The organism is Novipirellula caenicola (genome assembly GCF_039545035.1).
Taxonomy (GTDB): Bacteria; Planctomycetota; Planctomycetia; order Pirellulales; family Pirellulaceae; genus Novipirellula; species Novipirellula caenicola.
Genome location: NZ_BAABRO010000013.1, coordinates 99,918 through 115,982 on the forward strand (window position 1 = coordinate 99,918; position 16,065 = coordinate 115,982).

Annotated in this window: 11 protein-coding genes; 5 read left to right on the top strand and 6 right to left on the bottom strand. The window is 55.2% G+C overall.

All coding sequences use genetic code 11. From position 1 onward, the window contains the following. The first annotated feature begins 35 nt into the window (after positions 1-35). On the top strand, positions 36-641 hold the full coding sequence (locus tag ABEA92_RS22130) for a thymidine kinase (RefSeq protein ID WP_345686268.1): 606 nt from the start codon (positions 36-38) through the stop codon (positions 639-641). A gap of 284 nt (positions 642-925) precedes the next feature. On the opposite strand, the gene ABEA92_RS22135 is transcribed toward ABEA92_RS22130, so the two are convergent. From ABEA92_RS22135 to ABEA92_RS22145, 3 genes are all read right to left on the bottom strand, one after another. Next, the gene (locus ABEA92_RS22135) at positions 926-1,873 is read right to left on the bottom strand and encodes a DNA integrity scanning protein DisA nucleotide-binding domain protein (protein WP_345686270.1); all 948 of its coding nucleotides are present in this window, start codon (positions 1,871-1,873) and stop codon (positions 926-928) included. A gap of 157 nt (positions 1,874-2,030) precedes the next feature. Further along, on the bottom strand, positions 2,031-4,022 hold the full coding sequence (locus tag ABEA92_RS22140) for a hypothetical protein (protein WP_345686272.1): 1,992 nt from the start codon (positions 4,020-4,022) through the stop codon (positions 2,031-2,033). 414 nt (positions 4,023-4,436) lie between these two features. Next, positions 4,437-5,120 (bottom strand): DUF2293 domain-containing protein, encoded by a 684-nt coding sequence (locus ABEA92_RS22145; protein ID WP_345686274.1) that lies wholly within the window; start codon positions 5,118-5,120, stop codon positions 4,437-4,439. 150 nt (positions 5,121-5,270) lie between these two features. Here ABEA92_RS22145 and ABEA92_RS22150 point away from each other — a divergent pair, with 150 nt between their 5' ends. Next, on the top strand, positions 5,271-6,551 hold the full coding sequence (locus ABEA92_RS22150) for a radical SAM protein (RefSeq protein ID WP_345686276.1): 1,281 nt from the start codon (positions 5,271-5,273) through the stop codon (positions 6,549-6,551). A gap of 200 nt (positions 6,552-6,751) precedes the next feature. On the opposite strand, the gene ABEA92_RS22155 is transcribed toward ABEA92_RS22150, so the two are convergent. Together ABEA92_RS22155 and ABEA92_RS22160 are read right to left on the bottom strand one after the other, a co-directional pair. Then, complete coding sequence (locus tag ABEA92_RS22155; RefSeq protein WP_345686278.1) at positions 6,752-8,113, bottom strand: GDSL-type esterase/lipase family protein; 1,362 nt, start codon at positions 8,111-8,113, stop codon at positions 6,752-6,754. A 93-nt stretch (positions 8,114-8,206) separates the two neighbouring features. Then, positions 8,207-9,724, bottom strand: a complete 1,518-nt coding sequence (locus ABEA92_RS22160) for a sulfatase (protein ID WP_345686280.1) — start codon at positions 9,722-9,724, stop codon at positions 8,207-8,209. A gap of 269 nt (positions 9,725-9,993) precedes the next feature. Between ABEA92_RS22160 and ABEA92_RS22165 the strand changes: the two genes are divergently transcribed. From ABEA92_RS22165 to ABEA92_RS22175, 3 genes are all read left to right on the top strand, one after another. After that, complete coding sequence (locus ABEA92_RS22165; RefSeq protein WP_345686282.1) at positions 9,994-10,731, top strand: 3-keto-disaccharide hydrolase; 738 nt, start codon at positions 9,994-9,996, stop codon at positions 10,729-10,731. A 229-nt stretch (positions 10,732-10,960) separates the two neighbouring features. After that, on the top strand, positions 10,961-13,597 hold the full coding sequence (locus ABEA92_RS22170; RefSeq protein ID WP_345686284.1) for a PSD1 and planctomycete cytochrome C domain-containing protein: 2,637 nt from the start codon (positions 10,961-10,963) through the stop codon (positions 13,595-13,597). 273 nt (positions 13,598-13,870) lie between these two features. Then, complete coding sequence (locus ABEA92_RS22175) at positions 13,871-15,268, top strand: DUF1501 domain-containing protein (protein WP_345686286.1); 1,398 nt, start codon at positions 13,871-13,873, stop codon at positions 15,266-15,268. Positions 15,269-15,414: 146 nt separating this feature from the next. On the opposite strand, the gene ABEA92_RS22180 is transcribed toward ABEA92_RS22175, so the two are convergent. Next, positions 15,415-16,017 carry a hypothetical protein gene (locus tag ABEA92_RS22180; protein WP_345686288.1) on the bottom strand — a complete coding sequence of 201 codons (603 nt, stop codon included), beginning with the start codon at positions 16,015-16,017 and terminating at the stop codon, positions 15,415-15,417. Positions 16,018-16,065: the final 48 nt, after the last annotated feature.

Consider the following 16,065-nt stretch of genomic DNA (forward strand, 5'->3'; position numbering starts at 1 on the left):
ATCAGGCTTGCCCTCGGAAAGGAGTCGCTGCTGCCATGGCCAAATTGTACTTCTACTATTCCGCAATGAATGCAGGAAAGTCGACCGTGCTGCTGCAAACAAGTTACAACTATCGCGAGCGTGGGATGAACACCCTGATCCTGTCGCCCGAACTGGATACGCGTTTCGGTGCAGGCAAGGTGACCTCGCGAATCGGGTTGTCATCCGAGTCGATGACGTTCAACCAAGCGGACAACTTGTTTTCCATCGTCAATGGACAACATCACACCACGCCGCTGCATGCGGTCTTTGTCGACGAGGCTCAATTCTTGACTCGATTGCAAGTGCGTCAATTGAGCGATGTGTGTGATTCGCTTGACATTCCCGTGATGGCGTATGGGCTGCGAACCGATTTCCAGGGTCATTTGTTCGAAGGCAGCGAGCACCTGTTGGCATGGTCCGACACGCTCTCGGAAATCAAAACGATTTGCCACTGTGGACGCAAAGCCACGATGGTGCTGCGAATCGATGCCAAAGGGCAACCGGTCAAAGACGGCAGCCAGATTCAAATCGGGGGCAACGAGCGGTACGTTTCCGTGTGCCGCCAACACTTCAAAGAAGGCATGTCGACTCGCCGCGACGACGAACTGCCGCTGCTGTAGTAGCGGATGGGCAACGCTGTGACGAATCCCTTCGTGGCTACCTTCGCCAGAAGGTGGTGAGTCCTATTAGCGCGGCGACTATCCACTACAAAAACGCAATTGCAAGATTCCACGCTCTGGCGAGCGTCGCTACAAAACGTTTCGAACCGATCCGAAAACGAGCATCGGTGATGCCGTGGGCCGTAAGGCACCGGGACGTTCGTGGGACCCGGTCGCTGACGTGTCGCGGCTCAGTAAATCAACATTCCGTTGACGAATTCTGCGACACCCAAGATCAGCACGCTCTAGTTTTCAGGCGGTGACGAAGACGGAGGTTCAAAATTAAACTCTTGCCACTTTACCGCCTTGTCCATCGGTTCGATACGCATCACCAAGTGGCCATCTTGGTACAACCGCACGGTGCCGGTCGATTGGCTGACGACGACTGCGATCGCCTTGGTCTTTCGCGAAATCGCGGCGGCAGCCCAGTGTCTGGCCCCCAACCCTTTGCTCATCGTCAGATCTTCGTGCGTGACCTCGAGCATCTGCCGGCTCTTTTCGATCACACCGTCGCTGGCGATGATAAAGGCACCATCAAGCTGAGCGACCTCTTTGGCATCTTCTTGGACCTTTTTGTCCAACAGATTGCGTTGCTTGCGGTTGTAGCCTCGAAACGGATCAACGCCGCTGTCATTGGCATGTTCAAGCACCTTGCGAGTATCGCCGACGACAAACAGCGTTCCGACCGGTTTGCCCTCGCGGCCTTCGCGACCAATCTGAGCTGCCAAATCGATGACCGCCTTGATCGTTTTAAGCGGCACCCGACTCTCGAGCATCTGCAGATCGCGGCTGGTCAATTGCCGCATTCGTTCATCGAGTTGCAGATGGCTGATCGAATCGAGCCGGCCTTGCTGGAAACCGCTGTACAGCGCGACGACTTCGCCGTTGGTCCGAATCAATTCGTCGGCGGCGGCTTCCAGAAGTGCATGCTGTAGACGTTCTAACAGCGGTGCTTTTTCTTTGTTCAGCGCCAGCGGCTTCAGCCCCGCTTCGGACGCCCCTTCGAGGTCTTCGGGGGAATCGACTGCGACGATAAACGGCTTGTCGAGCGGCTGAGCCATCTCGGAGATTCGTTTCCAGTCGGTCGAACCATCGAGCAGCAGCAGCAATGCGTCCGCACCGCGATCACGAAAAAGATCGATCGCTGCGCGAATCATCGCCGCATTATGTTTGGTCAGACGTTGTGTCGCCATTGCAGGGCGAACTCGACAAGTTGAGAGTGATTCAAACTGGGTAATTTAACGAGAGAATCAAAGTATTAGCGAAGCAGCCTGAACCGACAACCAGATCAGCCCCGAAATCTGCGTTTTGTCGCAGGGATAATCGCCGAATTGCCCCTCGAGCCGCAGGTTACCGGCGAGCCGATCCCGATCCGTTTGCGACCGCGGGTGTCTGCCACGCTGGTCCGCTGCGATAGGTTCGCTCGTAATACATCGCCAACGCACGCAGCGCGTGCCCCTTCGGCCCGATCTGCCAATCATGGTTGGGATCGTTGTACATCGACGCCAACAAGTACCGCACCGCTCGCACCAAACGAGGATCTTGCAGCTGCGAATCGGGCATCGCGGTGAGCAACCATTCGACGATATGCCCCGTCGTCTGCACCTTGCGATCCATGTTGCCGTTGTCTTCACGCCCTTCGAACCAATCGGTGCTCATCGATCCGTCTCGGTTTTGCAGCGAGAAGGCGTAGTCGATGAAATCGTTGGTAAATTCTTCGGCGCGAGCCCATTGTCCCGTGATCGGTCGCCCCTCGGCGCGTCGTTTCCGCAACGCTTGAGCAAACCCCATCAAACGATGCGTTCCCCCGCAGGCCGCTCCTACGATGGGCTGCGACAATTCTTCGCGAATCAATCGCTCACAATCCCAGCGGGTTCCATCCGACGCGATCCAGCTTTCGTCCGTGTCCAAGTAGTGCGACAGCGCGATCAGCGTGAAAGTCAACTCTTCGCCGCTTTTGCAGTCCGCCATCTCGCGTTTGACGACATCACGAACCGAGTACTTTGTCGTGCCGACATACAAGGGATACTCCACGGGGACGTTGCACAATGAAAACACACACAACATCTGTGCTTGGTGTCCCTGCAATCCAACGCCGCTTTTGACATGGATGCCGCCTCGGTCCTCTTCGAACAAACGTTGGCCGCGACACGCGTTGTTACCCGCGATCCATGCGATCGCACTATAGCGTTGGCGTTCGGCAATGATCTTGGTATCCACGCCATACACCATGATCGAATGCAACATTCCCCAATTGCTTCGCTCGTTAGCAACTTCGGGACGGTGATAATAGTGGACCAAACACCGTTGCATGATCGGTTTCATTTTGGCAACCGATGCCGAGATACGTATCGGCCCGGTGGGCATCCCGACGTAATCCAGTGCTACCGGCTCGCGTGCTTCGGCAGCGGCAGGGTCGTCCCATTGATCGCCAACCGAAACGGAACGCTGCGGCGGAGCGGCCGCACTTGTCGCCAAACGCGAATCGGCAATCCGTTGCTGCGGATCGGAGACGCGGCGCCGCTCGTTTTTCGCGGATTGGGAATCGACGGTCGATGACGGTGCAGCAATCTCAGGCGTCGCTTTTCGCAAACGATCACCGAGACTTAGATCTTCGCTCACCGCTTCTTCAACGTCATCCGCTACAACGTCGTCTGCGACAATGTCGTCGGTGGCATCGGATGCCATCGATTCCACAGCCTCGAAACGCTCGCCGTCGCTGATCACTTCGTCGCTGTAGTGGTCACCGGGAGTGCTTCGTTCAGCGTCTTCCCAATTTTCGGTTGTATCGCTGGCGACATCGTCGTGCGATCCAGCGCTAGCTGCATCCTCACCGGAGGCAAAGTCGTCGTCCGAGGCAAACACGTCACCGGCGGGGCTGCCTAGTTCGGGCCCCGCGGTCGGTGCGAGTTCAAGTTCCAACGCGTCGAACTTCTCTGCGGGCGACAATGGGCCCGATTCGACTTTGCCCGATTGGTTTGCGGTCGCTCGCGAAGATGGCAGCGGATCGGCCGAGCGATCCATTGATTTGTCCACCGAGTCAGGGACGGACCGTTGCCCCGCACGATCGATTGGCACAAGCGTCGCTGGCTCGGATCCAGCCGTGTTCGGGCGTGCGGTGCCAGGGGTATCTCGTTGCGACGCGTCCTTCACCAACGGGCTGGCGTCCGCAGGGTCACGAAGCGGCTGCGGATCACGAAGCGGCAAACGCTCTTGATCGGCCACGATGCGTCGCGCACGCGGCACCCAATTGTCATCGTCGGTCGCTGCTTGTGAGCCAACCTGCGGCTGCCGCGGCTGCGTGTCGACCACCACCGGTGCATGCTCGATGCGCCCCTGCATCGATGGCGGATCGCTCACCAAGGGAACGCTCGCTGGAGGTTTTGGCGGAGTCGTCTTCTTTGACGACTGGGGCTTGTTCGTCAATACATCAATGAACCATGGCCGCCGCGCGATCTGCACTTCCGCAGATGTGTCCAGCGGCGTTGGAAGCGCAACACCCTCGTCACCTACCGCGAACTGCGAGCACGAAATAGCTAGCAAACAACTGAGAGAGGTTCGCGATCGAAGATAACGTTTCAGGTTTTGCACAAAGGACTCCAGGACATGGGTGAACCTAGAGTGTGATATCGGAAGTTCGCGGTGCCGAGTTTACTTAGAAACCCGCCTCTGACCCCCAGTAGCGAGATCTTTCGAGGGGTTGGCTTACCACAACCTCCTAAATTGATACGGAACGTTCGTGCATGCTTCCGCCAGCTATTTGGAATCACTCGACGTCGATAATGCTTTCAACAACGGGCAATTCTCCGTCGCGACTTGATCGTGTCGGTATTGACGCAGCAGTTCTTTGGAACGAGCAGCTAGCATCCGACGTACTTCGCGGCGTTTTCCTTTGACTCGCGGGATGACCATTGAATCGTAGGCGGTCGTTTGATGACGCATCCATGCGATCACCGCAGCCTCGGCGCGTTGTTGGACCGAGATCCGTCGGGTACGTGCCACCGTTCCACTGCCGACGGGCGTGGCATGGTCGGTGATCGCGCGGGCCATCCGCGCCGAGATCGCGGCATGCTTGGGATGGAAATCCAAATACGAGACCACGGTTTGGTAGAACTCGTCGACGTAGGCTGATTGGTTGCGATCGCGTCGCTGTTTATCAGCGACTTTGCGTTTGGCATAACTTTCCGTCGAACGTTCGACCTTCAAATCGGCCGCAATTTTCTCGATGGTGGCCTTGGGAGCCCAAATTCCTTTGGAAAAGGTGCGGCGGCCTTTTTTTTCTTGGACGATCCAGTGCTCGCCGGCCGCTTTCACGCGGCGAGTCATCGCAGCGTCCCCAGGGGGCAAAAGCGACCAATTTGCAGGTGGGGTATGGACTTTACCCTCGGAATCACGAACGGTGTTTTCACTCGGTCCCGGGACGAACGTCTGGCTGCTCATGCTGGCTTTGGCTAAGCTGGTGAATGTGCGATGCCCGCGTCCGCCGGCACCGACTCGAATGGTTACAGATCGAATGGTTACTGAATCGCTCGGTTAGGAAATCAGAAGGTTTCCCAGCCCGATCGCTACTCAATTTGAGAATCCTGTTTTATGTACTTTCGCCTTGCCAGTCGACTGCTGCTCGAGCCCGACAAACGACTGCTTGCCAAAGCAGCCTGGACGCTGGGGGTTCGTGGATTGTGGAGTGTTCACAAGCACAAGCAGCGGCTGAAACGAGGAGACTTTTTTCCGCCGTTTTTGTATCTATCGGTCATCAACAGCTGCAACCTGCGTTGCCAAGGCTGCTGGGTCGACGTGGCGGCGAAACAACATCGGATTGAATTGGACGCGGCAAACAAAGTGATTGCCGAAGCCAAAGCGATGGGTAACCGTTTCTTCGGCATTCTGGGTGGCGAACCTTTCATGCACAAAGATTTGTTAAAGATCTTTGCCGCTAATCGCGACGTCTATTTCCAAGTCTTTACTAATGGTCATTTCATCACCGACGAAGTCGCCGCCGAACTGCGACGTCTCGGGAATGTGACGCCGCTGATTAGCGTCGAAGGCTCTGAAATCGTCAGCGACACACGTCGTGGTCGCGAAGGCGTGCTAAACCAAACGATGCAGGGGCTCGAAACAGCACTGCGTCATCGCTTGTTGGTCGGCGTTTGCACAAGCGTGTGTAAAACCAATATCGACGATTTGGTCAGCAATGCCTGGGTCGACCGACTGATCGACATGGGCGTGATGTATTGTTGGTACCACATCTATCGCCCGGTCGGCCCCGAATCGAACCCCGATCTCGCGTTGACCAGCGAAGAACAACGACGGGTGCGTCAATTTGTCGTCGACACGCGTGCGACCAAACCGATCGTCGTGATCGATGCCTATCACGATGACGCGGGCAATGCCCTCTGCCCCGCGGCAACCGGATTCACTCACCACGTCGGCCCCTGGGGCGATATCGAACCGTGCCCGGTGATCCAATTGGCCAAAGAATCGATCCACGACGACCGCTCGCTCAAAGACACGTTCAATGAATCGGAGTTTTTGCGAGACTTCCGTGAACTGACGGCGCAACACACGCGTGGCTGCGTGATCATGGAGCGTCCCGATTTGTTGGTCCAGCTTGCCGAGAAGCATGGAGCTCGCGATACAACGGCACGTACCAAGGTGATCGAGGAACTCAACGCGGTCTCGCCGCGGCGAAGCCAGTACCAACCCGGCGATGAAATCCCCGAACGCAGCTTTGTTTATCGCTGGGCCAAGAAGTATGCCTTCAACGACTTCGGTACCTACAGTCGCCATTTCGACGCCAGCAAGTACCAAGACCCCGATCAGCAGTCAGGGGATGCGAAACCCAAAAGCGAACTACCGATCCTGAATCGGTAGGTCATCGGCAGGTTTTGCGGGTGCTCACTGAAAAGCCGCTTCCGAAACTCTTGGCGGCTTGTTGATTTAGTAAAGGTTCCTGCGGCAAGGGGTGCAGGATGGACTTCCTAGTCCGTCAATAGTGGATTCGACGGACTAGGAAGTCCATCGTACGACTAAAACAACAAGCCGTTGGCGAGTTTCGCTACGGTGGGAAGTGATTACGGCTTTGTCTTGATGCGGATGCGACGGTACTCGATTTGCCCTCGGTCGCCTTCCAAACCGATCGGACCGGTTTCGGGAACCTTCATCGCTTCTTCGATCACTTCGCCGTTACACGTGCAATGCGCGACACCGTCGTGGACCGCGACGACAAGCGTGTTCCACTGCTGGGGTTTGTAGTTTTTCAGATTCTTGTAGGGTCCGGCGAGCACGTAGTCGCGACATTGCAATTGCGGTGCTCGGATAAATACACCGCTGTCGGCATTGGGAGTCGCACGAAATTCCAATCGCAATTCAAAGTCATTGGGAAATTCGCGAGTCGTCCAAAGCTGCTGAATTTTGCGTCCCTCCGGCGGCGTCGTCACCACCAAACGGTCATGAATCGCAAGATAACGCCCCTCGGGTGTCTTTGACTTGCCATCAAAGGCGACGTCGCTTTGGACGATCGGCCACGCCGGAGCATTCGGATCACGGCTCTGCCATCGTTCACGAGACTTTCGCATCGCATCGGTCGTTTTGCGAAATCCCCATCCCGTCAAATCGTGCCCATTAAACAGACTCTCGAATCCTTCTTCGATCACAAAATCGTCGCCCTCGGTTTCCAAAATCCCGAGCGTGGCCAAGATGGGCCGCACGGCGGCTTCCCACTTCGCGTACCCCGCCGCATTAGGATGCAACAAATCCGGAAACTCCTCTTTTTTGGCGTTGCCCTGATCATTGGCGAACAACGTCCATGTATCGAGCACGATCAGATTGGCATCGTTTTTGGGAATCGCGGCGTAAAGCTGGTTCAACCGTTTGATCTTGTCTGCAGGCCGCTTCTTTGAATGGTGGCTAGGAAAGACGTTGCAAAGGATGATCGGTAGCTCTGCATCGTGTGCTCGCAACGCAGTGACGATCAACTGCATGTTGCTTGCGATGGTTTCCGGATCCGCCCCTTCTTCGAGATCGTTCGTGCCCGCCAAGATGACCACAGCGGCCGGGTCCAAATCGATCACGTCTTCGTCGAGCCGCAGCAACATTCCGCGAGTCGTATCGCCGCTGATCCCTCGGTTCGCGGGTTTGATCGACTCGAAATCACCTCGAAAATCGTCTTGCCATCCCTGGGTGATCGAATCGCCCAAGAAAACAACGTGTCCTTTCTTGCTTTCGGCATTAGCCGCAAACGTTTCCCGGCGTTTTCGCCACACGTTTTGAAACCAGTCGTAACGTCGCAGCGGTCCTTCGCCAGCAAGTCCCTGGTCGGTCGCAGGCAGTTGAAACCGTGAGGCGCGATCCGCTGTCGCGTTTTCTTGTCCCTGAGCTGCAAGCGGCCATCCGATCACTAGGGTCAATAAGGCAAGGATAAAACGAGTTTGCATCAGCAGTTTTCCAGAGAGTGAAAGACGTGAGTTCAATAAGCGTTAGGTAGCGGTAATGGAATCCTTCGCGAGCCCCGCGACCTCGGCTGGTTGCTAGGGATTGGTCAGATTCGGTGCCCAAACCTTATCCGACAGCGTCGGTGTCTCGCCATCGGCAGGGAACGTTTGTGGCAATGCCTTGCGAAGCATCGCCGACAATTCCTTGACCGTTGCTGCATGCGATGGTGAATTCGCTAGATTGTTTTGCTCGGTAGGGTCAGCCTCATGATCGTACAGCTCGCTGCCTGCTTTGCCCTCGTCCCACTCGGTGTATCGCCAACGAGGTGTTCGCAGGGTGTAGCCAAAGAATCCTTTTTTGCCGCCTCGCATCACTTGCGTCAGCGCCCAACCGCGACCGGTTTGGGCAGGATCTTTCAAGATCGGCACCAATGATTGACCTTGCAAATTCGCTGGCGACTTGACGCCACACAATTCGCTCAGCGTCGGGTACAAGTCGATCAAGCCAACCGGCGTCTCAGCGACCTTGCCCTGTGCCATCCCCGGTGCAGCGACGATCATCGGCACCCGCGAACTCTCTTCGAACAAGCTCATCTTTTGCCACAGTCCATGTTCACCGAGATGGTAACCATGATCACTTGTAAACACGATGATCGTATTGTCATCGAGTCCAAGCGATTCGAGTTGATCCAGCACGCGGCCGACCTGGGCGTCCATAAACGTGATACTGGCAAAGTAAGCCTGAATCGCCTGTTGTCGCAGCGGATCGCTTAGCAGTTCATGGTCTTTTTTGTGGCTGCCCAGTGCCGCCTTGGGCAAATCCTTGACGTCCTCTTCCACATTGGCAACCAGCGGCATTTGGCTGAGGTCGTATTTTTCAAAGTAAGGCTTTGGTGCGACATACGGTGTGTGAGGACGATAGAAACCGAGAGCTAGAAAGAAAGGGCGATCCCGACGCTTGGCACAACGCTCGAGCACCCAGCAGGCATCATCGGCCAACATCCCATCGGTATGCAGCTGATCCCCTCGCGGCGATGCGTACCAAGATAACGTGCCACCAAACGAGTTTTTGCGAAGCGAGAAAATGTCGGGCTCTTCCAACAAACGGTCGCAACCGGCCGGATTCAATTCGAGTTCCCACGATCCCGGATCGTCATGTCCGTTGGTCCCCACACTTTTGGGGACGTTGTAGTGGTACAGCTTTCCGACACGAGCCGCGAAATAGCCGTCCAAACGAAACGCTTGCGACAAACTGTGATGCGAGGGAATGGTTTGCCGAAAAATTTGGCTGTTTTGATGAATCCCGGTGCTGTTGGGATAAAGCCCCGTCAACATCGAATTGCGACTCGGACCGCAGAGTGGATATTGGCAATACGCTCGTTCGAAACGAACGCCACGACGGGCCAGCCGATCAATATTGGGCGTTTGCACCAGTTCGTGATCGTAACACCCAATCGAATTGTTCAAATCGTCCGAAATGATGAACAACACATTGGGACGTGTCTCGTCTGCCGATCCGATTGTCGCGGAAATCGCAGAGAAGCAGGTCGCGGTGATGACAAAAATCCAAAGGCTATAGAGCGAGCCAAGCGGCAAAATCGTTTTGCGATTCATAAGAGACACGTTCTCGGAGGAGGGAATTTGGGGAGTCGGATTGGATAAAATCATACTCCAAGCCTCCGAGCCGGTGGGACAAACGATTCAAAATATCGCGGCGTCACCGCGGGTGCGAATTGCCGAACCGGGGCTGTTTTGAGGCGATGAATCCGATAAAAACTTGGCAAATCGGTGCCAGGATGGTTTGAGGTTTGGCGACGGTCGAGTCATAATTCGATCCCTAACCCTAACCTTTCCCCCCTTAAATTCCTCTTGGAGCTCCCTGGATGATCCGATTGTCCCTTTCACTTTGCCTCGGTCTGGTTGCCTGCGTTGCTGTCGCGGATGAACCCACGAAACAGGCATCCGCAGACGCTGCTGAACTTACCTCGCTGTTCAATGGTTCGAACCTCGAAGGATGGGACGGCGATCCGCGATTGTGGTCGGTCAAAGATGGCGTGATCCATGGCGAAACCACTCCTGAAAATGTTGCCAAGGGCAACACCTTCTTGATCTGGCAAGGCGGCGAACTGTCCGATTTTGAACTTCACGTCACCTTCCGCTGTACCGCAGCAAATAACTCAGGCATCCAGTACCGCTCGCAACACTTGTCGGGCAAAGGCGTTGGCAATGACTGGGTCCTGAAAGGCTACCAACACGAACTTCGCAACGAAGAAAACTTTCCCAACGTGCCTTCGTTCATTTACGATGAACGTGGCAAGCGTGGCCGTATCTGCTTGGTTGGCGAAAAAGCGGTCTGGACCAAAGACGGCAAAAAAGTGCTCGACAACACGTTGATCGATCAAGCCGGCTTCAAAGAATTGATGAAAGTCGACGACTGGAACGACGTTGTCATCGTCGCCAAAGGCAACAACATCAAACACTACCTCAATGGCAAGCTTGTTTTGGATTTCACAGACGAGCACCCTGAATTGGCGCTCAGCTCGGGCGTGATCGGATTGCAATTGCACGCGGGCAAACCGATGTGGGCTGAATTCAAGAACATCCAACTTCGCAAATTCTAATCCCAAAGCCGTCCCCTTTTTCTTCGGTTACACGAAACAGCCGCACTTGGCTTCCAAGTGCGGCTGTTTTTTTGTTTGCATGTTACTGCCAATTCTTTGAAAATTTCGGATAGGCGACGGTCTGTTCGTTTTTCGTTGGGGTTTGAACGATCAGGCACGATTTGGGGGCAGAGTGTCGCAGTGACACCGAGCGTCCCGCTCTTCTTCTCACAACCATGGCTCTCTAACGATGCGTCGAACCGCCACCTGCTCGCTATTGATGTGCGTCGCGATCTGTTTTTCGCAATCTCGCGGGTCAGCTCAGGAAGCACTCTCACAAGAAAAGATCAACTTCTTTGAGACCAAAATCCGCCCGGTGCTGGTCAAAGAATGCTATGGATGCCATTCCACACAAACCGGCAACGCCAAAGGGGGGCTGCGGCTAGACACGCAAGAATTAACGGCCATCGGCGGAAACAGTGGTCCCGCCGTTGTGCCCGGCGACTTGGACGAGAGCCTGCTGTATAGCGCGATCCTGCATCAAGATTTTCAGATGCCGCCCAAACGCAAGTTGTCGCAAAGCGTGATCGATGACTTTCGCACTTGGATTGAAATGGGAGCTCCTGATCCTCGCACCACCGCCCCTTCGGTGCTGAAGACTCAAATCACCGACGACGATATCGAGCAGGCCAAGAACGAATTTTGGGCTTACAAAAAACCGGCTTCACCGGCGATCCCCGCAGTAGAAAATCGCGACTGGTCACGCAGCGACCTCGACCCCTTCGTGCTGGCGAAACTCGAAGCATCGTCGATGACGCCCGCGCTGGACGCCGAGCCGCATCAAATTCTGCGTCGACTCTGCTTTGATTTGATTGGATTGCCGCCGAGCATTGCTCAGATTGAATATTTCCAAAAGTACTACGACCGCGATCCGGATAAAGCGATCGCCCATGTCGTCGACCAACTGCTCGAAAAACCGCAGTTTGGCGAGCGTTGGGGACGGCATTGGTTGGACGTCGTTCGCTACGCCGAATCCAACGGTCGCGAAATCAACACGACCTTTCCGCATGCGTGGCGATATCGAGACTACGTGATCGATTCGTTCAACGAAGACAAACCGTACGATCGATTTTTGCAAGAACAAATTGCTGGCGATCTGCTGCCGGTCGATTCGGATTCGCAGTGGGCCGAGAACTTGGTGGCAACTGGTTTCCTAGCGATTGGTCCCAAGAGTCTGGCCGAGCAAAATCGAACTCAATTCACCGCCGACCTCGTCGACGAACAAATCGACACCACGACGCGGGCGATCTTGGGCATGTCGGTCGCTTGTGCTCGCTGTCATGACCACAAATTTGATCCGATTCCGCAAACCGACTACTACGCGTTGGCCGGGATCTTTTACAACACCACGGTCTTTTTCGGAACGCCCGCATCCAAGTACGGAAACATTGCCGGCGTGCAAAATCGCAACTCGAGTAACTTGTTGCGATTGCCGATCGACGACCCGAATGAGTTCGACCGGCGGATCCCGGTGGATGAATTGGCCGACCTGAATCGCGAACTCGATGAAACGCTGCAACAACTGATTGAGTACCGTCGCAATCGTCGGCAGAACGATGGCAACGCAGTGAACGCCATTCAGAATTTCATCCGGCTGCAAACACGCGCCGAAACGTTGTCGACCATCATCGGTGGTGTGGATGCACAGGGCAACCCGATCACCTATTGCATGGGGGTGCAAGAAAGCGAGGACCCGCGTGATGTTCGCGTGTTGGTCCGTGGTGAAGTCGCTCAGCCCGCGCAGATGGTCCCTCGTGGATTCCCCAGTGTGCTTCGCGAGGATGACACGCCGAAGATCTCGCCGCAATCGAGCGGACGACTTGAACTGGCTCGTTGGATTTCCAGCGACGACAACCCGCTGACCGCTCGCGTGATGGTGAACCGAATTTGGCAACACTTGATCGGCCACGGCATTGTTCGATCGACTGAAAACTTTGGTGCGACCGGCCAAGCCCCCACGCACCCGGAACTGCTCGATGCGCTGGCGATCAAGTTCGTCGATTCGGGATGGTCGATCAAATCGATGGTCCGCGAAATCGCGACGTCACGTGTCTATCGCATGAGCACGGAATTCGACCAAGCCAGCTTCGAAAAGGATCCCGACAACGAATTGCTATGGCGTGCGACACCACGACGATTGGATGCGGAAGCAATTCGAGATGCAATCCTGTTTGCATCGGGTAATTTGCAGCTCGATCGTCCTCGGGCGTCCGAAGTGGCCAAGGCGGGATACATGCGAGTCCGTGACGGCAATCTGTTCAATCCGGCTCAATTCATTAGCAGTCGCGACATGGCCATGGACATGATGAGCGATGGGCCGATGAATCGCCAACGCATGCTGCAATCACGCCCCGAATTGCAGCAAATGCTCTTTCGTCAAACACTCGCAAACCGCCGCAGCGGAGGCGATCGACTTGACATGAATGATGCGACGTTCCGCAGCGTCTACCTACCAATCGTGCGTGGCGAAGAGCCTCGCGTGTTGGAAGTATTTGATTTCGCCGAACCGAGCATGATTGTCGGGCAACGTGAAACGTCCAGCACTCCGAATCAATCGCTGTTCATGATGAACAATCCGTTTGTGATGCAGCAATCCGATGCGTTGGCGGAACGTGTGCTCTCGAGCAGCCGAAATCCGGAAGAACAAATTCGGCACTTGTTCCGTTCGCTATACAGTCGCGAGCCCGATGATTCAGAAATCTCGACGATCCTCGCGTTTGCCGACGAATTTCCGGTAGCCGGATTGGCGAATTCACGTGCGATGAAAAAAGTATCCGCCATTTGCCAATCGCTGATCGCATCAGCCGAGTTTCGCTATCTGGACTAGCAATCCAATCCCATGCACTTGTTCAAAGGAATTTTATGGAGTCGTGGAATTCACGCGTGAGTGTTGGTTCACGCGACTAAACCGGCGAAAGTCTTGACGACTTCCGCTACACCAGGATCCAACCACGCAACGAAAGTCTTGACGACTTCCGCTACAGCAGGATCCAGCAACGCAACGAAAGTCTTGACGACTTCCGCTACGGAAAATTTGAACAGGGCAATCGATCTGACATCCGTTTCTTCTTCACAATTCAACCGTTCACAGGGCAATCCGATGACCCATCTCTTTTCGCGGCGTGCCGCACTGCAAAGCGTTTCAGCGGGTTTTGGCTACTTGGCTTTTGCCGGTTTGTCGAGCATGGCGAATGCCAAAACACCGACCGCGAACGAAAACCCACTGTCACCGAAACCGCCTCATTTTCCAGCCAAGGCAAAACGAGTCATCTTTCTTTGCATGACCGGAGCGCCCTCGCACGTTGACACGTTTGATTACAAGCCTCAATTGAATGCTGACCACGGCAAGAATGGCCGCTATGGCGGTAAGCTGCTCGGTTCGCAGTGGGATTTCAAACAGCGAGGCGACAGCGGGCTGTGGATCTCGGACCTGTTCCCCAGCGTCGCTCAACATGCAGACGACCTCTGCTTGATCCGCTCGATGCACTGCGACCAACCCGTTCACCCGGCGGCGCAGACTCAAATGCATACGGGAACGGCCCAGTTCGTGCGTCCTTCGATTGGAGCTTGGACGCTCTATGGTTTGGGCACCGAGAATGACAGCATGCCGGGGTTCATTTCACTCAGTGCTCCGGCGGGACAATCGAACAGTTACGGCAGTGCGTTTTTGCCGGCGATCTATGGCGGAACGCCGATCAATGCCGGAGTTCGCGGCGGCGGTGGCGGAATGGCCCGACGTTTCGGAGGCGGCGGATCGGCAGTGCCCGACATCGAAAATTCTCGCTACACCAGCACGCAACAGCGTAAACAACTCGATCTGATTCAGTCGCTCAATCACAACAAGCTTCGTCGTGATGAATACCAACCGGGTGTCGAGGGCATCATCGAATCGTACGAATTGGCATTTCGGATGCAGGACACGTTGCCCGAATTGATGGACGTCTCGGGTGAATCCGATGCGACGCTAAAAATGTATGGTGCCGACGGCGGGGCCACCGAACGATTTGGTCGCCAATGTCTGCTGGCGCGACGGTTCGTCGAATCAGGGGTGCGATTTGTTGAAATCAACCACGGCGGTTGGGATCATCACACCAACCTTTCCAACGACCTGCCAAACCGCTGTAACGAAATCGACAAACCGATCGCCGGATTACTGAAGGATTTGAAACAACGCGACATGCTCAAAGACACCTTGGTGATTTGGGGTGGCGAGTTCGGACGAACGCCCGCAGCTCAAAACGGCGACGGACGCGATCACAACAACAAGGGCTACACCACATGGATGGCCGGTGGTGGCGTCAAAGCAGGGTTTAGTTACGGCGAAACCGACGAACACGGTTACGCGGCGGTGCAAGACAAGTGCCATATCCATGATTGGCACGCCACGATCCTACACTTGTTGGGACTCAATCACGAACAGTTGACCTATCGATATGCCGGTCGCGATTTCCGGCTGACCGATGTGCACGGTAACGTGGCAAGCGACATCATCGCTTAGTGGATGATGACATTTTCCGTAGCGGAACTCGTCAAGAGTTTCGTCGGCATTGGGGTAGCGAAACTCGCCAAGAGTTTCGACCTGTTCGACGATTCACGAAAGTCTTGACGACTTCCGCTACATTTAATTTCCGGTGCAAAAATGCACTATGAATTTTCATGTGACGCAGAGGGAAGGGTCGCACTGCGACCAAACAGTCGCTTGCGAAATTCGTTGTAACTGGCGTCGACAAAATCACTTGTCTTGGGGACAAACACAAACAGCAAGGGTTCCGGACACAACAGCACGCCTTTCCGAGTCCGATACACCCTCACGTTCTCGTTTCGCCATGCGTAAACCCCAAGCGGAGACGTCAGCACCACTTGATCGGGGTCCAAACGAATCGTGCACTGGTAATCTTGCACCAAGCCATGGCTTCGCAATTGCTCGCGAATCTTCATCTTGGTGCGGTGCACCATCGCCAGATACAGGCAACTCGAAACGACCATCGCTCCGATGAGCGAGGCAACAAAGCTGAACGGATTCGGAAATCGCCACAAGATCAACGCGATCGCAAACATGCTGCACGCGATCATTGCAAGCGAACCAAAGAACAAGCGAAACGAATGTTGACGCAGCAAGTACTGCGACTCGGCAAATCGCAACTGTGATTGACTTGCTGCAAAATGAACATCGCCATCGGCGAGTGCGGCGTCGCCCGCGTCCGGTGACGTTGCAGCCGGTTGATACGGATTCACATTGTCGTTCATCACAGAACCCCACACGCAGCCAAGTCAACATTCGGGGGCAGTAGCTTG